The 22,909-nt window shown below is 71.5% G+C and carries 26 protein-coding genes; 8 read left to right on the top strand and 18 right to left on the bottom strand.

Annotation, left to right across the window (positions count from 1 at the left end):
• Window positions 1–18: 18 nt before the first annotated feature.
• Window positions 19–480 carry a DUF6278 family protein gene (locus ACIQM3_RS28480; protein ID WP_393762939.1) on the bottom strand — a complete coding sequence of 154 codons (462 nt, stop codon included), beginning with the start codon at window positions 478–480 and terminating at the stop codon, window positions 19–21.
• Window positions 481–587: 107 nt separating this feature from the next.
• Between ACIQM3_RS28480 and ACIQM3_RS28475 the strand changes: the two genes are divergently transcribed.
• On the top strand, window positions 588–1,367 hold the full coding sequence (locus ACIQM3_RS28475) for an SDR family NAD(P)-dependent oxidoreductase (RefSeq protein ID WP_401629091.1): 780 nt from the start codon (window positions 588–590) through the stop codon (window positions 1,365–1,367).
• Window positions 1,368–1,431: 64 nt separating this feature from the next.
• Here ACIQM3_RS28475 and ACIQM3_RS28470 read toward each other — a convergent pair whose 3' ends face one another.
• The 10 genes from ACIQM3_RS28470 to ACIQM3_RS28425 form a co-directional block, all read right to left on the bottom strand.
• On the bottom strand, window positions 1,432–2,181 hold the full coding sequence (locus tag ACIQM3_RS28470) for a Clp protease N-terminal domain-containing protein (protein WP_401629088.1): 750 nt from the start codon (window positions 2,179–2,181) through the stop codon (window positions 1,432–1,434).
• 62 nt (window positions 2,182–2,243) lie between these two features.
• Window positions 2,244–3,023 (bottom strand): exodeoxyribonuclease III, encoded by a 780-nt coding sequence (locus ACIQM3_RS28465; RefSeq protein WP_401629086.1) that lies wholly within the window; start codon window positions 3,021–3,023, stop codon window positions 2,244–2,246.
• Between the two features lie 34 nt (window positions 3,024–3,057).
• A complete protein-coding gene (locus ACIQM3_RS28460) occupies window positions 3,058–3,705 on the bottom strand; it encodes an MBL fold metallo-hydrolase (protein ID WP_401629083.1) in 648 nt (215 codons plus the stop codon).
• A gap of 12 nt (window positions 3,706–3,717) precedes the next feature.
• Complete coding sequence (locus tag ACIQM3_RS28455; protein WP_401629790.1) at window positions 3,718–4,980, bottom strand: alpha/beta fold hydrolase; 1,263 nt, start codon at window positions 4,978–4,980, stop codon at window positions 3,718–3,720.
• A 546-nt stretch (window positions 4,981–5,526) separates the two neighbouring features.
• Window positions 5,527–6,204: a hypothetical protein gene (locus ACIQM3_RS28450; RefSeq protein WP_401629081.1), complete on the bottom strand. Its 678-nt coding sequence runs from the start codon at window positions 6,202–6,204 to the stop codon at window positions 5,527–5,529.
• 73 nt (window positions 6,205–6,277) lie between these two features.
• Window positions 6,278–7,444 (bottom strand): ROK family glucokinase, encoded by a 1,167-nt coding sequence (locus ACIQM3_RS28445; protein ID WP_356714477.1) that lies wholly within the window; start codon window positions 7,442–7,444, stop codon window positions 6,278–6,280.
• A 132-nt stretch (window positions 7,445–7,576) separates the two neighbouring features.
• A complete protein-coding gene (locus tag ACIQM3_RS28440; protein ID WP_401629077.1) occupies window positions 7,577–8,437 on the bottom strand; it encodes an ATP-binding cassette domain-containing protein in 861 nt (286 codons plus the stop codon).
• Entirely contained in the window at window positions 8,434–9,483 is a 1,050-nt protein-coding gene (locus ACIQM3_RS28435; protein ID WP_401629074.1) for an ABC transporter permease, read from the bottom strand. The genes ACIQM3_RS28440 and ACIQM3_RS28435 overlap by 4 nt, the downstream gene beginning before the upstream one ends.
• Window positions 9,480–10,460 (bottom strand): sugar ABC transporter substrate-binding protein, encoded by a 981-nt coding sequence (locus tag ACIQM3_RS28430; RefSeq protein ID WP_401629788.1) that lies wholly within the window; start codon window positions 10,458–10,460, stop codon window positions 9,480–9,482. The genes ACIQM3_RS28435 and ACIQM3_RS28430 overlap by 4 nt, the downstream gene beginning before the upstream one ends.
• Window positions 10,461–10,700: 240 nt before the next feature.
• Entirely contained in the window at window positions 10,701–11,462 is a 762-nt protein-coding gene (locus tag ACIQM3_RS28425) for a GntR family transcriptional regulator (protein ID WP_393762919.1), read from the bottom strand.
• Window positions 11,463–11,555: 93 nt separating this feature from the next.
• Between ACIQM3_RS28425 and ACIQM3_RS28420 the strand changes: the two genes are divergently transcribed.
• Window positions 11,556–12,560: a Gfo/Idh/MocA family oxidoreductase gene (locus tag ACIQM3_RS28420; protein WP_401629071.1), complete on the top strand. Its 1,005-nt coding sequence runs from the start codon at window positions 11,556–11,558 to the stop codon at window positions 12,558–12,560.
• 37 nt (window positions 12,561–12,597) lie between these two features.
• Here ACIQM3_RS28420 and ACIQM3_RS28415 read toward each other — a convergent pair whose 3' ends face one another.
• The 5 genes from ACIQM3_RS28415 to ACIQM3_RS28395 are packed head-to-tail and all read right to left on the bottom strand — an operon-like array spanning window position 12,598 to window position 17,386.
• Entirely contained in the window at window positions 12,598–13,794 is a 1,197-nt protein-coding gene (locus ACIQM3_RS28415) for a cytochrome P450 (RefSeq protein ID WP_401629068.1), read from the bottom strand.
• Window positions 13,795–13,805: 11 nt separating this feature from the next.
• Complete coding sequence (locus ACIQM3_RS28410) at window positions 13,806–14,225, bottom strand: PaaI family thioesterase (RefSeq protein ID WP_401629066.1); 420 nt, start codon at window positions 14,223–14,225, stop codon at window positions 13,806–13,808.
• A gap of 15 nt (window positions 14,226–14,240) precedes the next feature.
• The gene (locus ACIQM3_RS28405) at window positions 14,241–15,413 is read right to left on the bottom strand and encodes a cytochrome P450 (RefSeq protein WP_401629064.1); all 1,173 of its coding nucleotides are present in this window, start codon (window positions 15,411–15,413) and stop codon (window positions 14,241–14,243) included.
• 30 nt (window positions 15,414–15,443) lie between these two features.
• Window positions 15,444–16,172 (bottom strand): response regulator, encoded by a 729-nt coding sequence (locus ACIQM3_RS28400; protein WP_401629062.1) that lies wholly within the window; start codon window positions 16,170–16,172, stop codon window positions 15,444–15,446.
• On the bottom strand, window positions 16,169–17,386 hold the full coding sequence (locus tag ACIQM3_RS28395) for a sensor histidine kinase (protein ID WP_401629059.1): 1,218 nt from the start codon (window positions 17,384–17,386) through the stop codon (window positions 16,169–16,171). Before ACIQM3_RS28395 ends, ACIQM3_RS28400 begins: the two co-directional genes overlap by 4 nt.
• Before the next feature lie 145 nt (window positions 17,387–17,531).
• Here ACIQM3_RS28395 and ACIQM3_RS28390 point away from each other — a divergent pair, with 145 nt between their 5' ends.
• Window positions 17,532–17,735, top strand: a complete 204-nt coding sequence (locus ACIQM3_RS28390) for a hypothetical protein (protein WP_401629056.1) — start codon at window positions 17,532–17,534, stop codon at window positions 17,733–17,735.
• A gap of 27 nt (window positions 17,736–17,762) precedes the next feature.
• On the opposite strand, the gene ACIQM3_RS28385 is transcribed toward ACIQM3_RS28390, so the two are convergent.
• Complete coding sequence (locus ACIQM3_RS28385) at window positions 17,763–18,683, bottom strand: DMT family transporter (protein WP_401629054.1); 921 nt, start codon at window positions 18,681–18,683, stop codon at window positions 17,763–17,765.
• 222 nt (window positions 18,684–18,905) lie between these two features.
• Here ACIQM3_RS28385 and ACIQM3_RS28380 point away from each other — a divergent pair, with 222 nt between their 5' ends.
• The 3 genes from ACIQM3_RS28380 to ACIQM3_RS28370 all read left to right on the top strand — a co-directional run bounded on the left by ACIQM3_RS28380 (window position 18,906) and on the right by ACIQM3_RS28370 (window position 20,696).
• Window positions 18,906–19,559: a TetR/AcrR family transcriptional regulator gene (locus ACIQM3_RS28380; RefSeq protein ID WP_401629051.1), complete on the top strand. Its 654-nt coding sequence runs from the start codon at window positions 18,906–18,908 to the stop codon at window positions 19,557–19,559.
• Window positions 19,560–19,643: 84 nt separating this feature from the next.
• On the top strand, window positions 19,644–20,087 hold the full coding sequence (locus tag ACIQM3_RS28375; RefSeq protein WP_401629048.1) for a hypothetical protein: 444 nt from the start codon (window positions 19,644–19,646) through the stop codon (window positions 20,085–20,087).
• A 9-nt stretch (window positions 20,088–20,096) separates the two neighbouring features.
• Window positions 20,097–20,696 carry a TIGR03086 family metal-binding protein gene (locus ACIQM3_RS28370; protein ID WP_401629044.1) on the top strand — a complete coding sequence of 200 codons (600 nt, stop codon included), beginning with the start codon at window positions 20,097–20,099 and terminating at the stop codon, window positions 20,694–20,696.
• Window positions 20,697–20,714: 18 nt separating this feature from the next.
• Here ACIQM3_RS28370 and ACIQM3_RS28365 read toward each other — a convergent pair whose 3' ends face one another.
• Window positions 20,715–21,338 (bottom strand): dihydrofolate reductase family protein, encoded by a 624-nt coding sequence (locus ACIQM3_RS28365; protein ID WP_401629041.1) that lies wholly within the window; start codon window positions 21,336–21,338, stop codon window positions 20,715–20,717.
• Window positions 21,339–21,520: 182 nt separating this feature from the next.
• On the opposite strand from ACIQM3_RS28365, the gene ACIQM3_RS28360 reads away from it, so the two are divergent.
• A complete protein-coding gene (locus tag ACIQM3_RS28360; RefSeq protein WP_401629039.1) occupies window positions 21,521–21,985 on the top strand; it encodes a hypothetical protein in 465 nt (154 codons plus the stop codon).
• 80 nt (window positions 21,986–22,065) lie between these two features.
• The gene (locus ACIQM3_RS28355) at window positions 22,066–22,902 is read left to right on the top strand and encodes an aldo/keto reductase (protein WP_401629036.1); all 837 of its coding nucleotides are present in this window, start codon (window positions 22,066–22,068) and stop codon (window positions 22,900–22,902) included.
• The last annotated feature ends 7 nt before the right edge of the window (window positions 22,903–22,909 follow it).

Genomic DNA, 22,909 nt, shown 5'->3' with positions numbered 1-22,909 from the left:
GGCGGCGCATAAGGCTGTTTATCGCGTTTTGGCCTCCGGGCCGCTCTCCGCCGACTCCGCGTACATCTCGGAGAGCTCGGGGCTTCCCGACATCGCCCAGTCCAGACCGGCGGCGACCACATCGATCTCCCGCCCGGAACCCAGGCGCACCACGGGCTTGCCGCCGGCCAGGATGTCCCAGGCGGCCCCGGGAACGGTACGCACCAGTACGGTGCCGAGGTAGAGTCCCGCGTCGTTACCCACCCAGGGCAGCTCCTCCGGGTCGTCCCGCCAGATCGGCGTCAGCTGGTCGAGCGCGGACAACGAGGCGGGGCTGTCATCGAGTTCGAGGCCGCACTGCCCTGCCCGGGCGCGCAGCAACTCGCATTCCGCGAACAGCTCGGCCACGCCGTCGGGATCGGTCTCGACGGCGGCCGCGAGAGCCATCGCCCGTGTACCGCCTTGGCGCTTCCGCCAGTTGTCCAGGAAGGGAATGTTCATAGCACCAGGATCCCACCCCGGACGGCTTCGGCACCGCAGGGCGCGCGATCGTTCCGGTTCCGGGACCCGCCCCGTACACCCGCCGGCCACCTCTTTAATGTACGAGGATGACGTCGCAGAACTATCTTTCCGAACTCTTCTCACTGGACGGCCGGGTCGCCGTGGTGACCGGCGGCAGTTCCGGCATCGGCCGGGCCATCACGGGGGCCCTCGCGCACGCCGGCGCGAGCGTCGTGGTCGTGGCACGCGGGGAGGCGGAACTGGTGCGGACCGTCTCCGAACTCGACGCCGACGGCTGCCGGGCGGCATGGGTGAGCGCCGACCTCGGGACCACCGAAGGCGTGCGTACGGCCGGCGAGGGGGCGGCTGCCGCGTTCGGCGAGCCCGACATCCTCGTCAACTGCGCGGGCATCAACCTGCGGCCGCCGATGAGCGAGCTCGACGAGGACGTCTGGGACACCACGATGACGGTGAACCTCAAGGCCCCCTATCTGCTGGGCCGCCGTTTCGGTCCGGGTATGGCGGAGCGTGGCTTCGGCCGGATCATCCACATCACCTCCCAGCAGGCACACCGCGCGTTCGTGCAGAGCGGGGCGTACGGGGTCTCCAAGGGTGCGCTGGAGTCGCTGGCCCGCTCGCAGGCCGAGGCATGGTCGCCGTACGGGGTCACCTGCAACACGCTGGTGCCCGGATTCGTGATGACGCCGCTCAACAAGCGGCTGTCGTCCGACCCGGAGCGGGTGGCGGCGCTGGCCGCCCGCACGATGGTGGGACGCAACGGGCTGGCCCAGGACTTCGAGGGCGCCGCGGTGTTCCTCGCGAGTGCCGCCTCCTCCTACGTCACGGGGCAGTCGCTCTTCGTCGACGGCGGGTTCTCCGTGCACTGAGGCGATCCGCAGACGCGGGATGCCGCCCCGGCGAAGGGCGGCATCCGCAGCGCGTTCGCGTTTCTCAGCTCCGGGCGTCGGGGGCCGGCTCCCCGGTTTCGGCGGCGACCGCCGCGGCGACGTCGGACGACGCCACGTCCTTGTCGACGCCGAGTCCCGTGAGCACGCCCGCGCCTGCCTCGAACTCCAGCACGGCCAGCACGATGTGCCCGGTCCCGATGAAGTTGTGACCGAGGCGCAGGGCCTCCCGGAAGGTGAGTTCGAGGACCTTGCGGGCCCCGGCGTCGTACGGGATCAGCTCGGGGACCTCGCCGGCCGCGGCCGGCAGGGCGAGTGCCGCCGCCTCCCGGACCGCTTCCAGTGCGACCCCCTGCCCGACGATCACCTGGGCACCGAGGGAGTCCGGCTCGGCCAGGAGGCCCAGGATCAAGTGCGCCACCCCCACCTCGTCGTTGCGGGCGGCGTGGGCTTCGTTGCTGGCGCCCACGACGACGTTCTTGGCCTGTTGGTCGAACTGGCCGAAGCCCTGGCTGGGATCCAGGTCCGAGGCCTCGCCGGGCTTCTTGGGCACGAACCTCTTCTGGGCGGCCTGCCGGGTGACGCCCATGCTCCGGCCGATGTCCGTCCATGACGCGCCGGAGCGGCGCGCCTGGTCCACGAAGTGGCCGATGAGGTGGTCGGCGATCTCACCCAGGTGATCCGCGGCGACCACCGCCCCGGAGAGCTGCTCCAGGGTGTCGCTGTGGGTCTCCTTGATCGCGTCGATCAGGTCGTCCAGGCGGATGGGCGGATTGGGACGCAGAGGCTTCGTCATGGGGCAACCCTAGGTTGACACCCATGGTGCGTCAACCCGAAGTTGACACTTGGGGCCGGCCGTCAGACGTCGAGGTCCACGACCACCGGGGCGTGGTCGGAGGCTCCCTTGCCCTTGCGCTCCTCACGGTCGACGTAGCTGTCCTTGACCGCCGCCGCGAAGGGGGCGTTGCCGTAGACCAGGTCGATGCGCATGCCCTTGTTCTTCGGGAAGCTGAGCTGGCGGTAGTCCCAGTAGGTGTACGGGTGGTCGTACTTGAGGGGGCGCGGCACCACGTCTGAGAGCCCTTCCTCGCGCAGCGCCGCGAGCGCCGCCCGCTCGGCGGGGGTGACGTGTGTGGCGCCGACGAAGAGCGCCGGGTCCCAGACGTCCTCGTCCGTAGGCGCGATGTTGAAGTCGCCGAGGACCGCGAACGGCAGCGCCTTCGCCGCGTCCGCGGCGACGGCCTTCTGCAGGGCCTCCAGCCAGCGCAGCTTGTAGGCGTAGTGGTCGTGGGCGACCTCACGGCCGTTGGGGACGTAGACCGACCAGACGCGGGCGGGGCCGCACGTCGCCGAGACCGCCCTCGGCTCCTGCACTCCCTCGTAGTCCGGGCCGTCGGGCAGGCCCGTCACGACGTCCGCGAGGCCGACGCGGGAGAGCAGCGCCACGCCGTTCCACCGGCCCGTGGCGTTGACCGCGGACTCGTAACCCGCCTCGCGCAGCGCTTCGGCGGGGAACTGCTCCAGCGTGCATTTGGTCTCCTGGAGGCAGAGCACGTCCGTGCCGCTGCTCTCCAGCCAGGCCAGCAGCCTGGGGAGCCGGGCGGTGATCGAATTGACGTTCCACGTGGCGATGCGCATGCAGTAAACCTAACCGCTCCCACTGACAGCCGGGTCAGAGACGGGTCGCGTCGCCCGGTGCCAGCCGGCCGTGGTCCGCGCCGCCCAGCGCGCCGATCTGCGTGTCGTAGATCGGTCGGGCGAGGTCGGTGAGCAGGGCGTCGTGGATGTCGATCGCACGGCGCGGCTTCACCTCGCGCACGTAGTCGATGACCTCCGAGATCTTGCTCCAGGGGGCCATGACCGGCAGCATCAGCGTGTCCACCGGGTGGTCGGGCACCGTGAAGGCGTCGCCGGGGTGGAAGACCGAACCGTCCACGAGGAAGCCGATGTTGGTGATCCTCGGGATGTCCGGGTGGATCACCGCGTGCAGTTCTCCGTGCACCTGTACGTCGAGTCCCGCCGCGGTGAACGTGTCGCCGTGGCCGACCGTGTGCACGCGCCCCGGGAACGCCGCGGACACCTGCTCGGCCACGCTGCGCAGGGTCCACACGCGCGCGGCGGGGTTGGCCTCCAACGCCGCGCGCAGCCGCGCCTCGTTGAAGTGATCCGGGTGTTCGTGCGTCACCAGGATCGCGTCGGCACCGACCGCGGCGTCGTCCTCGGCGAACCCACCCGGATCGATGACGAGCGTCTGCCCGTCCCGCTCCAGGCGGACGCAGGAGTGGATCTTCTTGGTGAGGGTGAGAGACGAAGCGTTCATGCACCCATCCTGCTACGCGGGCGGGGTGGTTTCCTCCTGGATCACGGACTGCGCGATCTCGAACGCCGCGCCTGCCGCCGGGATGCCGCAGTAGACGGCGGTCTGGAGCAGCACCTCCTTGATCTCGACCGGTGTGAGCCCGTTGCGCAGGGCCGCCCTGACGTGCTGCGCGAGCCCGCCCAGATGCCCGGACGCGACGACGGCGGTGAGGGAGACACAGCTGCGGGCCCTGCGGTCGAGTCCCTCCCTGCTCCAGATCTCGCCCCAGGCGTAGCGGGTGAGGAGGTCCTGGAAGTCGTCGGTGAAGGTGTCGGACGCGGCAGTCTCGGCGTCCACGTGCGCGTCGCCCAGCACCTCACGCCGGACCTTCATCCCCCGGTCGTACCGGTCGCTGCGTCCCGCGGGGGAGGCGTCGGGCAGGTCGGCCGCGGCCGCGATCTCCGCGACGGGGACGACGGGGGCGAACGGGGCGGAGAAGCCCGGGGACGGCGGCACGGGGATCGATGCCAGCGTGTCCTGCCAGGCGGTCGAGAAGTGCATCAGCAGCAGGTCGGTGACGGCGGCGGGCTGCTCGACCGGGGCCAGGTGGGAGGCGCCGGGGACGAGGGCGAGCCGGGCGTCCGGGATGCCCGCGACCAGGGTCCGGGCCTCGGCGGGACCGGTGACCTTGTCCTCCGCCCCGACCAGGACGAGGGTCGGCACTCCGATACGGGGCAGTTCCGTACGGATGTCGAAGGCGGCCAGGGCCTCGCAGGAGGCGATGTAGCAGCCGGGATCGGTGGTGCGGACCATCTGGACGGCCCACTCGACGATGGCCGGCTGGGCGGCGGCGAAGCCAGGGGTGAACCAGCGCTCCGGGGAGGTCCGGGCGATCGGCTCCAGGCCGTTGCTGCGGACGATCACTCCGCGCTGCCGGAATTCGTCGGCGGTGCCGAAGCGGGGCGACGCGGCGACGAGCGCGAGGGCGGCGACCCGGTGCGGGTGGCGCAGCGCGAGGTCGGCGCCGACTGCGCCGCCGATGGAACAGCCGGCGTATCCGAAGCGCTGGACGCCGACGCTGTCCAGTGTGGCCAGGAGACGGTCGGCGAGGTCGGTGACCGCCGCGGCGGGGTACGCGGGCGCTCCGCCGTGCCCGGGGAGGTCGTAGCGGAAGATCCTCCAGTGCTGGGAGAGCTCCGGTATCTGGCGGTCCCACATGTGCCAGGTGGTGCCGAGCGAGGGCCCGATGACCAGGACGGGGGCGTCCTCCGGACCGTCGAAGCGGTACTGGAGCAGCCGCCCGGGCCCCTGCGCCGTCTGCGGTCCGGGACCGGCCCCCGGCCCCTGCGCCGCAGGACCGACCGGCTGCGCACCGCCGGGGCCGCCCTGGGGCGGCTGCGGGGCCTGCGGCTGGGACTGGGTGTGCGGCCCGGGGGCGGGCTGCGGGGCCTGTGGTTGAGCATGCTGCGGGCCGGTGGGCTGATGCGAGTACGGCTGGGCCGGCGCGGGCTGCGGGGCCTGCGGCTGGTCGTACGGCTGTGCCGCGGCGGACCGACCCGCGTACGGCTGGGCGTACTGCGGCCCGGAAGCCGGCTGCGGGGCCGGGGCGGGCACCTGCTGCGGAGGCGGGGCGGCCGCCTGCGGCGGCTGGGCAGCCGTCGGGCCGGCGGCCTGCGCGTACGCCTGGCCGGGCACGGGCTGGGGAGCCTGGGGCAGCTGCCGGATCACTTCGCCCTGCAGGGGCTCGGGGTTGGCCGTCCGCGGGGGCCGGGCGGGCTGCGGGGTCGTCTCGCTCACTTCACTCACTCGCTCCAGGGTAATGAGCGGCCCGTCCGCTTCCCGTCAGGGGGTCGACGCGGAGACCACGTAGACGACCGGGGCCGCCGGATCGGTCATGTTGACGGTGATGTTCTGGGTGGGGCGCGGGTCCTTGTTCTTGTGGACCGTGCCGGCCCAGTCGACGCCCGGTCCGAAATACCACCCGGTGATCTTGATGTCCCGTTCGCCGATGGTGACCTTGCCGGTCTCCAGCGCGGCACGGCCGGTGCCGACACCGCTCAGGAAGCGGTCGAGCCCGGCGGAGGTCGTACGGAACTTCACGTACATCCGGCTGGCTTTCCAGTTGTTCGTCTCGTAGTACTGGACTCCCTGCGCATTGCCCGGAACGGGCAGCTCGAAGATCCGGCGCTGCATGCCGGACGGCCAGTCCTCGCGCAGCCCCTGGGCTGCGGCCTCGGCTTCCTTGTCCTTGCCGGAACGGCGGCTCTGGCCCGCGGAGATCACCAGATAGCCGGCCGGGATGCCGATGAGCAGCACGATGATGGTCAGCGTGATCAGGCGCCGTCTGACCACCCTGCGCCGGTCCTCCGGGGGCGTGCCGCCGCCGTCCCCGGAGGATTCCGAAGAACCCGAGGCGCCGGCGGAGCCCGAGGAACCGGACGCCCCGGACGACCCGGACGACCCCGAAGAGCCGGACGTAGGAGGCTGGCGCGGCACGATGTGGTGCTCGGCTGCGGTCATGATCGGTGATCCCTCGAAGCTGCGGTACGGAGCGGGGTGCGGATGGCCGGGAGCCGCGGCGCGCGGCCCCCGGTCACTCGACAGGGCGGGTGCTGCGCGTGTTCCGGATGGTGCTCGCGGCCTGGTCGTAGAACTGCGCGTACCGCTCGTAGCGCTCGACCCGGCGGCGGTTGGTCCGCCGGAACCTGCGGGCGACCAGACGGGCGAGGTCCGCGGCGCCGACCATACCCGCCTCGGGGCCGAGCTGGGCCTTCGCGATGCGGGCCTCCGGGCGGTAGCCGCGGCCGGTGAGGTGGCGTTTGAAGGCGTCCCTGGCCGGGCCGATCAGCAGGTCGTCGGCGGCGCTGACGCCCCCGCCGATGACGAAGCAGGACGGGTCGAGGGCGGCAGCGAGATTGGCGATGCCCACGCCGAGCCACTGGCCGATGTCCTGGAGGAGCTCGACGCACATGGCGTCGCCCTCGCGGGCCAGTTCGGTGATGAGCGGCCCGGTGATGTCCGGGATGTTGCCCTTGACCCGCTCGATGATGCCGTGCGCCACCGGGGAGTCCGCCGCGGCCAGCTCCCTGGCCTCGCGCACGAGGGCGTTGCCCGAGCTGTACTGCTCCCAGCAGCCGCGGTTGCCGCACGGGCAGCGGTGCCCGCCGGGCACCACCTGCATATGGCCGAACTCACCCGCCACGCCGTACTTGCCGCGCTTGACGTGCCCGTCCTCGAGGATCGCCCCGCCGATGCCGGTGCCCAGCGTGATCATGACCAGGTGGTCCTCGCCGCGGCCGGCGCCGAAGCGCCACTCCGCCCAGGCCGCCGTGTTGGCGTCGTTGTCGACCATCACGGGGACCACCAGCCGGGAGGCGATGGCGTCGCGGAGGGGTTCGTCGCGCCACGCCAGGTGCGGGGCGAACAGCACCTTGGAGCGGTCCGCGTCGACCCAGCCGGCCGCACCGATCCCGACGGCGTGCACATCGTGCCGGTCGGAGAGGTCCAGGACCAGCTCGACGATGGTGTCCTCGACGACCTTGGGGCTCTTGGACTTGTCCGGCGTCTCGGTGCGCAGGGTCTCCAGGATGTTGCCGTCGGCGTCGACGACTCCGGCCATCACCTTCGTGCCGCCGATGTCGATGCCGACTGTGGGAACCCTGGGTGCCGTGAGGTGCGAGCGCCGCTCCTTGGTGCCTACGGTCCGCAGGACGGTGGCGCGGGCGGAGCCGCGGTGTGTGAAGTCGCGGTACGTGCTCATCGTCCCTGCGCAGGTCGGGGGGCCGGTCGGTGATCCGTCCGGCGGCGGACGGCGCCCGCCGCACACGATTCTGCCATTCCCCCACCCCCGGAACCGGTCCTCGGCCCCGGGGCGGGGGGTGCGGAACGCGGTTTACGGGGTGTCGTCACCGACGGGCCGGCCGCCGAGGTGGTCCGGCGAGGGGGCTCGTTCGAGCTCGTGGCTGAGCTCGTCGAGCTCGCTCCCACCGGCCATCTGACGGGTCAGTTCGTCGAGTGTGACGTCGTCCTTCGTGTGGCTCCCGGACATCGCGCCACGCTTGAGCAGCACGAAACGGTCGCCCACGAGGTACGCGTGGTGAGGGTTGTGCGTGATGAGGACCACGCCGAGCCCGGCGTCCCTGGCGGCCGCGACGTACTTGAGCACGACCCCCGACTGCTTGACGCCCAGCGCCGCGGTCGGCTCGTCGAGGACGAGGACCTTGGCCCCGAAGTACACGGCACGGGCGATGGCCACGCACTGGCGTTCACCGCCTGACAGGGTGCCGATGGGTTGATCGACGTCACGCAGGTCGATGCCCATGCGCAGCAGTTCCGCGCGGGTCGTCTCGCGCATCCGCCGTACGTCGAGGCGCTTGAAGGGGCCGGAGCCCTTCGTCGGCTCGGAGCCGAGGAAGAAGTTGCGCCAGACCGGCATCAGCGGAACGACGGCCAGGTCCTGGTAGACGGTGGCGATGCCCCGGTCCAGGGCGTCGCGCGGGTTGGCGAGCGTGGTCTCCTCGCCCTCGATCAGGAACGTCCCGGCGTCGTGCCGGTGCAGCCCCGCGATGATCTTGATGAGGGTGGACTTGCCGGCGCCGTTGTCGCCGAGGACGCAGGAGATCTCCCCCGCTCGCACCTCCAGCGAGACGTTCTCCAGGGCCTTGATGTTGCCGTAGTACTTGCTGACGCCGTCGAGCTCGACGAGCGCCGGGCCGGCCGTGTCCCGGGGGGCCGGAGCCTGGGTGGCCGTCATTTCGTCGCCTCCGCACGCTTGCGTACCCATGCGTTGAGCAGGGTGGCCAGGAGCAGCATCGCTCCCAGGAAGAACTTGAACCAGTCGGGATTCCACTCCGCGTAGACGATGCCCTTGCTGGTCATGCCGAAGATGATCGCGCCGATGGCGGACCCGATCGCGGAGCCGTAGCCGCCGGTGATCAGACAGCCGCCGATGACGGCCGCGATGATGTAGATCAGCTCGTTGCCGACGCCCTCGCCGGACTGCACCACGTCGTAGGAGAACAGCAGGTGCTGCCCGGAGACCCAGGCGGCGAAGGCGACCCCGAGGTAGAGCCCGATCCTGGTGCGGATCACGGGGACGCCGACCGCGCGTGCGGCGTCGGACTCGCCGCCGACGGCGAAGATCCAGTTGCCGAAGCGGGTGCGGATCAGGATCCAGGTGGCGATCGCGACGAGCGCCGCCCACCACAGGATGGTGACCTTCAGCTCGACGTCGCCGATGGTGAGATAGGACGCGAAGACCTTACGGGCGGAGTCGAAGCCCTCCATGTTCCCGATGGCCTTGGTCGACACGGTGCCGCTGATCAGCTTGGTGAAGCCCAGGTTCAGGCCCGTCAGCATGAGGAACGTGCCGAGCGTGATGATGAAGCTCGGGAGCTTGGTGCGGGTCAGCATGAAGCCGTTGAACGCGCCGAAGCCCAGCGTGACCAGCAGGGACACGAAGACGCCGACCCAGACGTTGGCAGTCATCTGGTAGCTGAACATCGAGGAGATCAGCGCGGAGCTGGTCACCATCACACCGGCGGACAGGTCGAACTCTCCGCCGATCATCAGGAGCGCCACGGGCGCCGCCATGATCCCGATGGTGGAGGCCGCGTACAGCACCGTGCCGAGGCTGGAGGCCTGCAGGAAGCTGTCGGCGACGATCGCGAAGAAGAGGAAGACGGCCACGGCCCCGACGACCGAGCCGAGCTCGGGCCTGCCGAGGAGCTTGCGCAGCGGGGAGGTGCGCAGCAGGCGTTCGTCGGTGTGGGGCGCCGCCGGTTGCCCGGTCGCGGTCATCGGGTCCCCCGGTTCGTGTACTCCGCCAGCGCGTCGGCGTCGTCGCGGGTGATGACCTGGGGGCCGGTCAGGACGGGCAGACCGCCGCCGAGGACGTTCTGGTTGTAGCGGTAGAGCCAGAGCAGGTCGACGGCCTCGTACCCCTGGAGGTACGGCTGCTGGTCGACGGCGAAGCCGAGGTTCTTGTCCTTCAGCCCGGTGGCGACGCTCGCGTTGAGGTCGAAGGTGTCGATCTCGGCCTCGCTCCCCGCGGTCTTCTTCGCCTTGACGGCTGCGGCGGCGAAGGGGGCGCCGAGGGTGACGACCGCGTCGATGCTCTTGTCGGAGTCGAGCTTCGCCTCGATGGACGCCTGGACGTCGGGCATGTTGGTGCCGTCGACGTAGAGGTTCTGCATCGTTCCGCCGAAGGTCTTCTTCGCCCCGGCGCAGCGCTGCTCGTGGCCGACGTTGCCCTGCTCGTGCAGGACGCAGAGCACCTTCTTGCGCTTCCGCGTGTTCAGCTCGTCGCCGACGGCTTCGCCCGCGATGGACTCGTCCTGGCCGATGTGGGTCAGGGCGCCGAAGGCCTTGGACTCGGCGGATCCCGAGTTCACGGTGATGACGGGGATGCCCGCCTTGACCGCCTTGGCCACGACGGTCTTCATCGAGTCGGGCTTGGCCAGCGAGACGATCAGGCCGTCGACCTTCTTGTCGATCGCGGTCTGGACGAGCTCCGCCTGCTGCTGGCCCTCGTCGCTGTGCGAGTAGAGGAAGTTGATGTTGTCCTTGTCGGCCGCCTGCTTGGCGCCCTTCTGGACGATGTCCCAGAAGGTGTCGCCATCACCCGAGTGGGTGACCATGGCGAACGTCCAGCGGGGCGTGTTCACCGCGGACCGGCCTTCGGCGGCCTGAGCGGCGCGCTCCTCCGCCCGCTTGCCGCCGGTGCTGCTGCATCCCGCGAGGGAGGCTGCCAGTACCGCTGCCAGCACGGCGCCCATCGCGCGTACCCCTGTCCGAACCCTTGCCACGACGCCGTGCCCTTCTTGTGCTGCTCGCTGTGCTGCCTGGTGAAGCCGGGGAGGGCGGACTCGCCGCCCGGCGGGCCAAGTATCCCCGAGCCCGGACCGGTGTGGACCGGCAGGGGCGCGGGCCGCGCCCTCCCGTCGTTCTAGCGACCTAGCATGACCGCGTCAACGTTTTTGTCCGAACATTCTTACCGGAGGCCGCCGACCGGGGAATCAGGGGCGGACGAGCAGCTGGAACTCGAAGGCGTACCGCGAGGCCCGGTAGACGTGCGAGCCGAATTCGACCGCCCGCCCGCCGTCGTCGAAAGTGGTGCGTTCCATGGTCAGCAGCGGCGCGCCCGCGGGCTCCGCGAGCAGCTCGCCCTCCTCGGCGGTGGCGGCGCGGGCCCCCACCGTCTGCCGGGCGCTGTGCAGGGTGATTCCTGTGGCACGCATCATCCGGTACAGACCGGTCGCCTCCAGCCGCTCGGTGGAGAGGTCGAGCAGCTGCGGCGGCAGGTGGTTGCGCAGGAGCGCCACGGGCTCGTCGTGCGCGTAGCGCACCCTCTCGACGAGATGGACGTCACTGCCCTCCTCGACACCGAGCGCGGCGGCGACCTCGGGTGCCGCCGCCTCGACCGTGTTGCGCAGGACGCGGGTCGCCGGTTTCCGGCCGGCCGTGTCCAGGTCGTCGTAGAGGCTGCTCAGTTCGAGCGGACGCTTGATGCGGCTGTGCACGACCTGGGTGCCGACACCGCGCCGTCGCACCATGAGCCCCTTGTCGACGAGGGACTGGATGGCCTGGCGGACGGTGGGCCGGGAGAGCCCGAGCCGTGCGGCGAGCTCCAGTTCGTTGCCGAGAAGGCTGCCCGGTGCGAGCCGCCCCTGCTCGATGGCCGCCTCCAGCTGCTGGGCCAGCTGGTAGTAGAGCGGGACGGGGCTGGTGCGGTCCACACCCAGCCCGAGGGCGGCGGAGTCGGCAGCGGGTTTGGGCACGGCACGGAGCGTACCCCGTACGGTCGCACCACACCCTTCGATTTGTCAGGACATATAGTTGACAGTGCGCCTGGGGGGCGGCACGTTGGGTCCATGCGCATCGGACTCATCGGCACGGGCCGCATCGGTTCCTTCCACGCGGGCGTCCTGGCACACCATCCCGCGGTCGCCTCCCTGGTGGTGACGGATCCCGACACCGCCCGTGCCTCGGTGGTCGCGGCACGGACGGGTGCCACAGCCCTCGCGTCCGCGGAGGAGGTCCTCGGTTCGGGAGTGGACGCCGTCGTGATCACCTCGGCCACCTCGGCGCACGCGGATCTCATCGGCCGGGCGGCCCGGGCCGGTGTGCCCGCCTTCTGCGAGAAGCCCATCGCGCTGGACCTGGCGGGCACGCTGGGCGCGCTGCGCGAGGTCGAGCGGGCGGGCAGTGAGCTCCAGCTCGGTTTCATGCGCCGGTTCGACGCGGGCTACGCCGCGGCGCGCGCCGCCGTGCGCGGCGGGTCCCTGGGCCGGCTGCACACCGTACGGGCGGCGACCTCCGACCCCGCTCCCCCGCCCGCCGCCTATCTCCCGCTCTCCGGCGGGCTGTTCAGGGACTGCCTGGTGCACGACTTCGACATCCTGCGCTGGGTGACGGGCCGTGAGGTCACCGAGGTGTACGCCACCGGGTCCGACGCGGGCCCTGCGATGTTCCGGGAGGCGGGCGACGTGGCCACGGCGGCGGCGCTGCTCACCCTGGACGACGGCACCCTCGCCACGGCGACGGCCACCCGGTGCAACGGGGCCGGTTACGACGTACGCATGGAACTGGCGGGCGAGCGGGACCAGATCGCGGTCGGCCTCGACGACCGTACGCCGCTCACGTCCGCCGAGCCGCAGGGGCCGCCCGCGCCCGCCAAGCCGTGGCCGGGCTTCCTGGAGCGGTTCGCCCCGGCGTACGAGGCGGAGCTGGACGCGTTCCTCGCCGTCGTACGCGGCGAGCTCCTGAACCCGTGCGACGGCCGGGAGGCGCTGCACGCGCTGCGCGTCGCCGAGGCGTGCGAGCTGTCGCGCCGGGAGCGCCGTCCCGTACGGATGGCGGAGATCGCCGAGGACTGACGCCGCTCCCCCTGCCGTGGACCGGGCCGTGAGCCCGCTACCAGGCCACCGGCAGGCTCAGGGGGCCCCGGATCAGCATGCCCGTACGCCAGGAGAGGCCGGCCGGGTCCGCGTCGAGCCGCAGCTCCGGACAACGTTCGAGGAGCGACCGGATGGCGGTGCGGGCCTCGATGCGGGCCAGTGGCGCACCCAGGCAGTAGTGGATGCCGTGGCCGAAGGCAACGTGCCCGCGGGCGTCCCGCGTGATGTCGAAGCGGTCGGCGTCGGGGTAGCGGGCGGGATCGCGGTCGCAGTCGGCCATCGCGACCAGGACGAGCTCGCCACCGCCGGGGATCACCGTGCCCGAGACGTCGAGCGGCTCGGTGGTGAAGCGGTAGGTGGGGGTCTCGACGGGCCCCTCGTAGCGGAGCGTCTCCTCGACCGCGTTGTCGATCAGTCCGAAATCCGCGCGCAGCGCCGCGAGTTGCCCGGGATGCGTCAGCAGGCTCAGGACACCGTTGGAGATGAGGTTGACCGTGGTCTCGTGTCCGGCGACGAGCAGCAGCCAGGCCATGCCCATGAGTTCGTCGGTGGAGAGCTGGTCGCCGTCGTCGTCCGACGTGTGGATCAGCGCGCTCATCAGGTCGTCCCCGGGGGCCGCGCGCTTCTCCTCGACCAGCCCGGCGAGATACGCGGTCATGGCGGCTTTGGCCCGGCCGCGCGCCTCGGCGTCGAGGGACGAGACAGCGGTGTCGGACCATGCGCGGAAGGCCTGCCGGTCCAGGGACGGCACACCCAACAGCTCGCAGATGACGGCCATCGGCAGGGGGACCGACAACGCTTCGACCAGGTCGGCGGACCGGCCGGGGCCGTCGGTCATGGAGTCGAGGAACGCGTCCGTCAGCTCCTGGACGCGCGGGACGAGCCGTTCCATTCGGCGCGGGGTGAACTCCCGGGCCACGAGCCTGCGCAGCCGGGTGTGGACCGGGGCGTCACTGCCCAGCATGGATGTGCCCACGGACACCTTTCCGACGCCCAGCGAGGGCGACGCGGCGCGCCAGTCCTTGGAGAGCCGCTGGTCGGCGAGGAGGGCTCTCCCCGCCTCGTACCCGACGACCAGCCAGGCCTCCGCGCCCTCCGGGATGCGGACCCGGTGCACCGGCCCGAGGGCGCGTAAGCGCGCGTAGACGGGATACGGGTCGCGGATGAAGTCCTCGCCGAAGGCGCCGAGGTCGAACAGGGCCTGGGTGGTCAACGCGTTTCCTTTCAGACCGGGCGGGCGGAGAGAACGGTCCCCTGCGCGACCGCGCACAGGGTTTCCGCCCCCTCGTCGTCCACGGTGTACAGATCGCAGCGCACGACCGCCTGTCTGCGGCCGGTGTGGACCACCTCGGCACGGGCGCTCAGGGTGCGGCCGCTCGCCGGACGGACGTACTGGATCGAGAAACCACCGGTCAGGACGGCCGCTCCGAGCGTCGTCCCGGCGGCGAAGGTCAGCGCGTTGTCGGCCGCGTAGGAGAGCACCCCGCCGTGCAGGAAGCCGTTCTGCTGGGTGAGCTCCTCACGCACGTCGACCTCGAGGACGGCCGCGCCGTCCCCGAACGCCGTGATCCGCGCGCCGACGAGCCCGCTGAACGGCTGGCTGTCGAGTACCTGCTGTGCTGTGTCCACGGAGAGTGCGGTCATGGGCGCCATCTCACCTCACCAGCGCACCGGAAGGCGGCGGACGCCCCGGAGCAGCAGCCCCGGCAGCCAGTCGGGCTCCCCACCGTCCGGGTCCCTGACGAGTCCGGGGCAGCGCTCCAGCAGGGCGCGGATCGCGATGCGGCCCTCCATCCGGGCCAGTGGTGCGCCCAGGCAGAAGTGGATGCCGTGCCCGAAGGCCAGGTGCCCCTGCGCCTCACGCCGGATGTCGAAGGTGTCCGGGTCCGGATAGCGGCCGGGGTCCCGGTCCCCGGAGCCCAGGGCGACCAGCACGGCCTCGCCCTGCGGTATGACGACCGGGCCGATGGCGACGGGTTCGCGGGTGAAGCGGAAAGTGGCTGTCTCCACGGGCCCGTCGTAGCGGAGCATCTCCTCGACGGCGCCGTCGATCAGCTCCGGCCGGGCGCGTAGCAGGGCCAGCTGGTCCGGGTGGTCGAGCAGTGCGCGTACGCCGTTGGCGATCAGGTTCACGGTCGTCTCGTGTCCTGCGACCAGGAGCAGGAAGGCCATGCCGATCAGTTCGTCCGGCGACAGGCGGTCACCCTCGTCGTCGCGTGCCTGGATCAGGGCGCTCATGAGGTCGTCGCCCGGGGCGCACCGCTTGTCCTCGATCAGCTCCTCCAGATAGGCGCCCATCGCGTGGACCGCCTCGCTCTCCTTCTCCGGCGAGACCGGCGTGACGATGGCGTTGGACATCTGGCGGAAGGCGTCCCGGTCGATGTCGGGTACGCCGAGGAGCTCGCAGATCACGGTCATCGGCAGCGGGAAGGCGAACGCGTCGATGAGGTCCGCGCTCCCGGCGGGCACCATCGCGTCGAGGAGGCCCCCGGTTATCTGCTCGACGCGCGGGCGCAGCGCCTCGATCCGCCGGGCGGTGAACTCGCGTGCGACGAGTCTGCGCAGCCGGGTGTGGTCCGGGGCGTCCATCTCCAGCATGTTGGCGTTGATCGGGTTGCTCGACGCGGAGAAGCGCTCCGTCGTACGCCAGTCCTTGCTGTAGCGCTGGTCCGCGAGGGCCGCCCGGGCCTCCTCGTAACCGACGATCATCCAGATCCGCTCGAAGTCGTCGGTACGGACCAGGTGCACCGGCCCCTCGGCGCGCAGCTTCGCGTAGTACGGGTACGGATTCGCGCCGAAGTCCGCCGCCCCGCGCAGATCGACCACTGTCATCGTCCCGCCCCCTCTTCCGGTCTGACCGGTTCAGCCTAGGCGGCTGTCCGGCGCCCCGTCCTCGTCCTCATGGAGGAGACCCGCGTCGTGCACCAACAGCGCGATCTGGACACGGTTGTTGAGTTCGAGCCTGGCCAGGATCCGGGAGACGTGCGCCTTGACCGTCGCGACGCTCAGATGGAGCGCGGCGGCGATCTCGGCGTTGGAGCTGCCCCGGCCGACCGCGGAGGCCACGTCCTGCTCGCGCTCCCCGAGCTCGGCGAACCGCTGCCTGGCGCGTGTCCTGCGGCCCCGGCGGTCGTCCGCCGGGTCTCCCGCCGCGCGGGCCATGAGCCTGCGGGTGACGGCGGGCGAGAGGACGGGCTCACCCGCCGCGACGCGCAGGACCGCCTCGACGATCTGCGCCGGCGGGGTGTCCTTCAGGACGAAGCCCGCCGCCCCGGCCCGGATGGCGCGCAGCACCTGCTCATCGGCGTGGAACGTGGTCAGGACGATGACCTCGGGCGCGCCGGGCCGGCGCCGGAGCTCCTCGGTCGCGGCCAGCCCGTCCATGCCCGGCATGCGGATGTCCATGAGCAGGACGTCGGGGTGGGTACGGGCGACGAGGGCGGCTACCTCGGTGCCGTCGGCGCCCTCCCCCACGAGGTCGATGCCCCTGTCGCCGCCGAGCATCAGGGCGAGTCCGGCACGCACGAGCGGGTCGTCGTCGATGACGGCCAGCCGGACCGGTGGCCTGTCCGGTGACGTAGGAGTGCTCATGCCGGCCACGGTAGCCGGGCCTTGACCGCGAATCCGCCGCCGGGACGCGGTCCGTGGTCCAGACTGCCGCCGGCCAGGCCGGCCCGTTCGGTGAGGCCGATGAGTCCCTGACCGGATCCGGGGACCGGTTCGAAGGGCTCGGTGGGGGCGGGATTGCGGACCTCGATGGTCAGCCCGTCGCCCGGCCCGCCCGCCACGGTGACGTCGACGGGGGCTCCGGGCGCGTGCTTACGGGCGTTGGTCAGCGCTTCCTGGGCGATGCGGTAGACCGTGCGTCCGGTGGCCGCGGGCGCCCGTGCCGGGTCGTGGACGCTGTTGGCCAGCGTGACGGCCATGCCCGCCGAGCGGGACTCGTCGATCAGGGCGTCCAGGGTGACGAGCGTGGGCTGGGGCCTGTTGCCGTCGTCGCTGTCGCCGGGTCCGCGCAGCACACCGATGATCTCGCGGAGGTCCTGGAGCGCCTCGTGGGCACTGTCGCGGATGACTCCGGCGGCTCTCGCGACCTCGGCCGGGGGCGCGCCGGGCCGGAATTCGAGGGCGCCGGCGTGGACGCTGAGCAGCGTCAGCCGGTGGGCGAGGACGTCGTGCATCTCGCGGGCGATGGCCTCCCGCGCCAGCCGCTGCGCCTGCTCGGCCCGGAGCGCGGCCTCGGCCTCCGCCCGGCGCGCGCGTTCGCGCAGGGTGACGACCAGCTGCCGCCGCGACCGTACGACCATGCCCCAGCTGAGCACGAGGAGGACGAGCAGCACCCCGATGACGGTGGAGGCGAAGAGCGACGCCTCGGGATCCGGGCGCAGCATCGGCTGCACGGGCGCGACGACGAGGGCGCCCGCTCCGACGAGCGCGACCTGCTTGTACGGACGGTGCACGGCCAGGCTGAACAGCCCGATCAGCATGGCCCCGGCCGCGACGGGCTCCACCAGGCTGAGCACCGTGAGGCCGACGGCGACTCCCACGGGCCACCTGCGCCGGACCCAGAGCACGCAGCACGACGCCGCCCCGATGAGCGAGTCGGCGAGAACGACACCGTCCGGTGTCGTCGGGTCGGCCTCGATCGCCGCGAGGGCGATCATCCCGAAGCCCGCGGCGCAGAGGAAGGCCGTGATGTCGACGGCCCAGTCCCGCACGGTCCGCCGCGAGCCGCCCCGGGAGCCGGACAGTTCGTCGTCGGCCAGGGCGGAGGGCAGCAGCCAGCGGTACTCCGTACGTGTCATGTCGACAAAACTACGCACGTGGAGGGCCCGGAGACGTCTGTCCGTGCCAGGGAGATACCGAAGTCGTACGATCCGAGACTTCCGTCGGTGAGCCGCATACCTGTGGCCGACGCGGGCCCGGGGCGGCCAACTCCAGGCTCGGACCATGAAGAAATTCGTGGAGTCGGTGGGATTCATCGTGTTCGCGCAGGGCGCCGCAGGACTGCTGTACGAGTGGACAGGCTGGTTCCGGCTGTGGGTCCTGGTGGCGAAGCTCGACTTCCTCGACGGCTACGGACTCTTCGTCAACATCGTGCTGGTCGTGACCGGCGGAGCCGTGATGATCGCGGCGGACTCGATCAGGACGTGACGCGGGACGCGAGGGCTGGACGCGGCGTCAGGACGTGACGTCCGCGCGGCGGCGCCCCCACGCGGTGCCCGTCAGCACGAGTACCGCGCCGAGCGCACCCAGCGCGCCGAGGCGCTCGCCGCCGATCGCGATGCCTGCGGCCGCGGCCCAGAGCGGCTCCGTACCGAGGAGCAGGCTGACGCGGGACGGAGAGGTGCGGCGTACCGACCACATCTGCACGAAGAACGCGAACAGCGTGCAGAACACGGACAGGAAGAGCAGCCCCGCCCACTCGGCGGCGCCGAAGCCCGCCGCCACAGTCCAGGGCGCGGGCCCGGTCCCCGGCAGGGCGGCCAGTACGGCGAAGACGGCGACCGCACTGCCGAGTTGCACCGTGGTCAGGGAGAGCGAGTCGGCGTCCTGGACCGACTTGATGCGCGCCATCGCGAGGACGTGGACCGTACGGGCGACGGCCGCGAGCAGCATCAGGAGGTCCCCTGCCGAGGGGCTGGTGAAGCCGGCGCCCTGGGTCAGCAGCACCACGCCCGCGACGGAGAGGCCCGCCGCCGCCAGGAAGGCGGCCGGCGGCCTGACCCGGGTGACCGCGGCCTCGGCCAGCGGGGTGAAGACCATGGTGAGGCTGATGATGAGCCCCGCGTTGGTCGCAGACGTGTGCACGACCCCGTACGTCTCCAGCAGGAAGATCCCGCTGAGCACCAGCCCCAGCAGGCCGGCGCCCCGCCACTGCGCGCCGCTCAGCGCCCGCAGCCCGCGCCACCCGGCGACGGCCAGGGCGGGCAGCACGATCGCGAAGCGGAGCACGAGGACGGCGATCACCGTGTGCGTCGTGGTGATGCCCTTGGCCGCGAGGTAGCTGGCCCCCCAGACCGCGGCGACGAGCAGGAGGGGCAGATCGGTGACCCACGCGCGGCGGGGCGGGGCGAGTGCGGGCAGGACGGCAGCGGACACCTGGTTCTCCTGGTTCTCCACAAGGGGAGCGATGTGGAGACCTCGCCGGCTCACACGGGGAGCGATCACCGTACCGAACGCCGCCGCGCTCGGAAAGCTCTGTCCGCAGGGTGACTCGGCCACCTGTTCGCAGGGTTCGTCACTGCTGGAAGCGGTCCCCCGGGGGTGTCGGCTCCTCCTAGAATGTCGGTCTTGGGACGCTCGGACACACGGAGTTGGCACATGGGTGGAGCGCGGCTGGACGGACGGGTCGAGCGGGGGAACCAGACCAGGCAGCTGGTGCTGGGGCGCGCGGTCCACGTCGCCTCGACCGAGGGACTGGAGGGCCTGTCGCTCGGCCGGCTGGCCACGGAGCTGAAGCTGAGCAAGAGCGGGGTGTTCGCCCTCTTCGGCTCCAAGGAGGAGCTGCAGCTCGCCACGGTGCGCGCCGCGGTGACCGTCTTCGTCGAGCACGTGCTGACTCCGACCAGGGCGGTTCCGCCCGGGCTGGGCCGTGTCTGGCGGATGTGTGAGAGCTGGCTCTCCTACTCGCAGCGCCGGGTGTTCAGTGGCGGTTGCTTCTTCTACGCAACCATCGCCGAGTTCGACTCCCGGGAGGGCAAGGTGCACGACGCGCTGGCCTCCACGCAGACGGGCTGGGTCACCTTCGTGGAGGAGACGCTCGAGGAGGCCAGGGTGCGGGGGGAACTCGTCGCGGACACGGACGTCTCGCAGCTGGCCTTCGAGCTCATCGCGTTCATGGAACTGGCCAACGCGGAGTCCGTGCTTCACAACAACAACCCGGGCTACACCAAGGCGACGCGGGCCATCCTGGGGCGGCTGCACACTGTCGCCACCGACCCTTCCGCGCTGCCGGTGGCCCCTGGACGGAAATAGCTGCACGACCGTTCGTTTAGTTATATGGTCACCCGGGAGGCCGGACACGGGTCCGGCCCGTCCACCTCGACGGAGGGTACGGCCATGCCGTCCGGTATCCGGAAGACGTCCTGGACCTACGGCCCCGCCGCGCACGGCATCGATCCCGGCTCGGCCGTCGTCGTCAGCGTCACCGAATTCGTCACGCACCGCTTGTGGGGCACCCCCGCGGTCGAGGGCCTTCGACTGCGGCGGAGCCGGCCGCAGACGCCCGGGGCGGTCGCCGTCCGGCTCCGGGCGGGCACCGGCCTCCGGCTGAACCGTTCGGGATCGGTCACGGTCCGGACCGACGAGGCCTCCCTGACGCGATTCGTCGCCCGCCCGGACCACATGCGGATCGTCCGGGCGTGCCGAGGGCGCGGAGTGATGCGGTCGAACCTCAGGGAGGCCACACCTTCCGCGCTTTCCGGCCCGGACACCGGCCCCTGGCCGACGGCGGTCCGGGCGTGCGCGGAGCGGATCCTGACCGGCACCGAGCCCTGGAACTGAGAGGCAGCGATGGACATCGTCCTGCTCGACCGCACCGCCGTCCTGGAGTCCGTCCGTGTCGTGGCACAGGCCCGCCCCGAGGACTGGCGGCGGCCGACCCCGTGTGACCGGTGGACCCTGCGGGAGCTGGTGGAACACATGACCGCGCAGCATCACGGCTTCGCGGCGGCCGCGCGCGGAGAAGGGAGCGACGCCGGTGCCTGGCGGCTCCCGGATCTCGGGGACGACCCGGCCGGCGCCTACCGGGTCGCCGCCGACGCGGTCCTGGACGCCTTCGCCGCCCCGGGCCTGCCGGGAAGACCGTTCGCCCTGCCGGAGATCGGTGAGCGGGCGGTGCCCGGTCTCCGGGCGATCGGCTTCCACTTCATCGACTACGTGGCGCACGCGTGGGACGTGGCCGCCGCTCTCGGGCTCTCCGTCCGCCTGCCGGAACCTGTGCTCCGCGCGGCCCTGCCGCTCGCACGGGCCGTACCGGACGGTGACGCACGGCGCGTTCCGGGCTCCGCGTTCCGCCCTGCCGTCCCTCCGGACGAAGGGACCGGCACGCTCCCCCTCTTCTTGTCCGCCCTGGGGCGCCACCCCGACTGGACACCGCCTCGCGAGTGGTGAACCTTGGCCCGGCCCTTGTCAGGCCCTGGGTTCGAAGTCTCCGAACCGGGCAGGTCCCGTCGGCCGGTAGGTGTGGATCGCGATGCCGCTTCCGGTGGTCCGGGCACCGGTCAGCTCGAAGGCCGTCGGCTTCCCGCCTTCCGGGAAGAGCCGCTTGCCGCCGCCCAGGTAGACCGGGTACACGAGCAGGTTGACCTCGTCGATCAGGCCGTGCGCCAGGAGGGACCGCGCCAGTGTGCCACTGCCGTGGATCTGCAGCTCACCCTCCGCCGTCCGTTCCTTGAGCCGGGCGACCTCGGCCGGCACGTCGCCGGAGACCACCGTCGTGTTCTCCCACTCCGGGTCGGTCAGGGTGGTGGAGACGACGTGCTTGCGCAGGGTGTTGAGACGTGTGGCGATCGGGTCCTGCGGGTCGGTGACCCGGGGCCAGTAGGCCGCGAAGATGTCGTACGTAAGCCGCCCGAGGAGATAGGCGCCCGACCGGTCGAAGACCTCGTTGACGAAGGCCGCCATGCCGTCGTCCGCGAAGGGCACCAGCCAGCCGCCGTACTCGAAGCCGCCGCTGGTGTCCTCGTCGGTGCCTCCGGGCGCCTGCATCACGCCGTCGAGGGACACGAACGTGGTGAGGGTCAGCTTCGCCATGGTCCCGCTCCTTCGCCTCGTGCCAGGGGTCATGGGTCCCGGCAGTCCGTCTGCTTCCACCTGTTCCGACACCACTTTCGGGCGAAAGTCATCGGCCCGCCCGGCGAGGTCCGCCGCGATTCCACGGTCACAGATCGACTACATCGCCGACGACTCGCACGCACCTTCGATACATAGGGTGCATGCGCACCACACACATCACTCGTGCCGGACTCTCCGTGCTCGTCGCTCTGGCCGCACTGACCGCCTGCACCCAGGAACCGGAAACGCCCCCCGGAGCCGCGCCGTCCCCGTCCCGCTCCACCGGTCCGTCCACGTCGCCCACCACCCCGGTGGACACGGCGGCACTGGAATCGTCCGTGCGCGCGTACGTGGCGGCCTACTACGAGCCGGACACCGACGCCGCCTACGCGCTCGTCTCCACGCGCTGCCGGAAGGACATGTCCGAGGCTCAGTTCGAGGCGCTCGTCGACCGGGCGACGCAGACGGCCGAGCAGCTCGGGAAGACGTACACCCTGAAGCGGCTGTCCGTGGACAGCGTCCACGAGAACGACGCACGGGTGACCTACGGCGTGGGCGAGCCGGAGTACGACGAGCGGTCCTCCTGGGTTCGGGAGGACGGTGAGTGGCACAACGACCTCTGCTGACGGGGTCCGGGCCGCCGCGCGCCGCGCCCGACGGCCCGTCCTACGCTGGCGGGGACGGTACGCGAACGAAATGGGAGACCATGAGCCAGACACCGCCCCCGGTCCGCAATCTCCACGACGGCAGCACCATCCCCGCGGTCGGCCTCGGCACCTGGCCACTCGACGACGGAGCGGCCGAGCAGGCCGTCGCCGGGGCGTTGCGGGCCGGCTACCGGCTCGTGGACACCGCGCTGAACTACGGGAACGAGACCGGTACCGGTCGCGGCATCGCGAGCTCCGGGGTGCCGCGGCAGGACGTCTTCGTCACGACCAAGGTGCCCGGCCGCCACCACGGCTACGAGGAGACGCTGGCCTCCTTCGAGGAGTCGCGCGGCAAGCTGGGGCTGGAGTACGTCGATCTGTACCTCATCCACTGGCCGCTGCCCCGGGTGGACAAGTACGTCGACACCTGGAAGGCGATGATCAAGCTGCGTGAGGACGGCCTCGTACGGTCCATCGGTGTCTCCAACTTCACGGCGGAGCACCTGGACCGGCTGGAGCGGGAGACGGGTGTGCTGCCCGTGGTGAACCAGATCGAGATGCATCCGCTGCTCCCGCAGGAGGAGCTGCGGGCGGTGCACGACGCGAAGGGCATCGTCACGGAGAGCTGGAGTCCGCTGGCCCGGGGGCGCCAGGTGCTCGAGGCGCCCGAGGTGGTCGCCACCGCCGGGGCTCACGGTGTGACGCCGGGCCAGGTCGTGCTGCGGTGGCACACGCAGCTGGGGGCGGTGCCGATCCCGAAGTCCGCGGATCCCGGGCGGCAGCGGGAGAATCTCGATCTGTTCGGTTTCGAGCTGACACAGCGGGAGCTGGACCTGATCGGGGCCCGGCCGCCTCACCGCTTCGGCGGGGACCCCGATACGCACGAGGAGTTCTGACCCCTGT

The organism is Streptomyces sp. NPDC091271, assembly GCF_044757505.1.
In the GTDB taxonomy this organism is placed as follows: domain Bacteria; phylum Actinomycetota; class Actinomycetes; order Streptomycetales; family Streptomycetaceae; genus Streptomyces.
Note: the sequence above shows the minus strand (reverse complement) of the source record. Positions and strands in the feature narration are given on the sequence as shown.

Excerpts from the sequence above, each read along its gene's own strand:
- ACIQM3_RS28480 (WP_393762939.1), bottom strand. The coding sequence starts at position 480 with ATGAACATTCCCTTCCTGGACAACTGGCGGAAGCGCCAAGGCGGTACA.
- ACIQM3_RS28475 (WP_401629091.1), top strand. The coding sequence starts at position 588 with ATGACGTCGCAGAACTATCTTTCCGAACTCTTCTCACTGGACGGCCGG.
- ACIQM3_RS28470 (WP_401629088.1), bottom strand. The coding sequence starts at position 2,181 with ATGACGAAGCCTCTGCGTCCCAATCCGCCCATCCGCCTGGACGACCTG.
- ACIQM3_RS28465 (WP_401629086.1), bottom strand. The coding sequence starts at position 3,023 with ATGCGCATCGCCACGTGGAACGTCAATTCGATCACCGCCCGGCTCCCC.
- ACIQM3_RS28460 (WP_401629083.1), bottom strand. The coding sequence starts at position 3,705 with ATGAACGCTTCGTCTCTCACCCTCACCAAGAAGATCCACTCCTGCGTC.
- ACIQM3_RS28450 (WP_401629081.1), bottom strand. The coding sequence starts at position 6,204 with ATGACCGCAGCCGAGCACCACATCGTGCCGCGCCAGCCTCCTACGTCC.
- ACIQM3_RS28445 (WP_356714477.1), bottom strand. The coding sequence starts at position 7,444 with ATGAGCACGTACCGCGACTTCACACACCGCGGCTCCGCCCGCGCCACC.
- ACIQM3_RS28440 (WP_401629077.1), bottom strand. The coding sequence starts at position 8,437 with ATGACGGCCACCCAGGCTCCGGCCCCCCGGGACACGGCCGGCCCGGCG.
- ACIQM3_RS28435 (WP_401629074.1), bottom strand. The coding sequence starts at position 9,483 with ATGACCGCGACCGGGCAACCGGCGGCGCCCCACACCGACGAACGCCTG.
- ACIQM3_RS28430 (WP_401629788.1), bottom strand. The coding sequence starts at position 10,460 with ATGGGCGCCGTGCTGGCAGCGGTACTGGCAGCCTCCCTCGCGGGATGC.
- ACIQM3_RS28420 (WP_401629071.1), top strand. The coding sequence starts at position 11,556 with ATGCGCATCGGACTCATCGGCACGGGCCGCATCGGTTCCTTCCACGCG.
- ACIQM3_RS28410 (WP_401629066.1), bottom strand. The coding sequence starts at position 14,225 with ATGACCGCACTCTCCGTGGACACAGCACAGCAGGTACTCGACAGCCAG.
- ACIQM3_RS28405 (WP_401629064.1), bottom strand. The coding sequence starts at position 15,413 with ATGACAGTGGTCGATCTGCGCGGGGCGGCGGACTTCGGCGCGAATCCG.
- ACIQM3_RS28400 (WP_401629062.1), bottom strand. The coding sequence starts at position 16,172 with ATGAGCACTCCTACGTCACCGGACAGGCCACCGGTCCGGCTGGCCGTC.
- ACIQM3_RS28395 (WP_401629059.1), bottom strand. The coding sequence starts at position 17,386 with ATGACACGTACGGAGTACCGCTGGCTGCTGCCCTCCGCCCTGGCCGAC.
- ACIQM3_RS28390 (WP_401629056.1), top strand. The coding sequence starts at position 17,532 with ATGAAGAAATTCGTGGAGTCGGTGGGATTCATCGTGTTCGCGCAGGGC.
- ACIQM3_RS28380 (WP_401629051.1), top strand. The coding sequence starts at position 18,906 with ATGGGTGGAGCGCGGCTGGACGGACGGGTCGAGCGGGGGAACCAGACC.
- ACIQM3_RS28375 (WP_401629048.1), top strand. The coding sequence starts at position 19,644 with ATGCCGTCCGGTATCCGGAAGACGTCCTGGACCTACGGCCCCGCCGCG.
- ACIQM3_RS28370 (WP_401629044.1), top strand. The coding sequence starts at position 20,097 with ATGGACATCGTCCTGCTCGACCGCACCGCCGTCCTGGAGTCCGTCCGT.
- ACIQM3_RS28365 (WP_401629041.1), bottom strand. The coding sequence starts at position 21,338 with ATGGCGAAGCTGACCCTCACCACGTTCGTGTCCCTCGACGGCGTGATG.
- ACIQM3_RS28360 (WP_401629039.1), top strand. The coding sequence starts at position 21,521 with ATGCGCACCACACACATCACTCGTGCCGGACTCTCCGTGCTCGTCGCT.
- ACIQM3_RS28355 (WP_401629036.1), top strand. The coding sequence starts at position 22,066 with ATGAGCCAGACACCGCCCCCGGTCCGCAATCTCCACGACGGCAGCACC.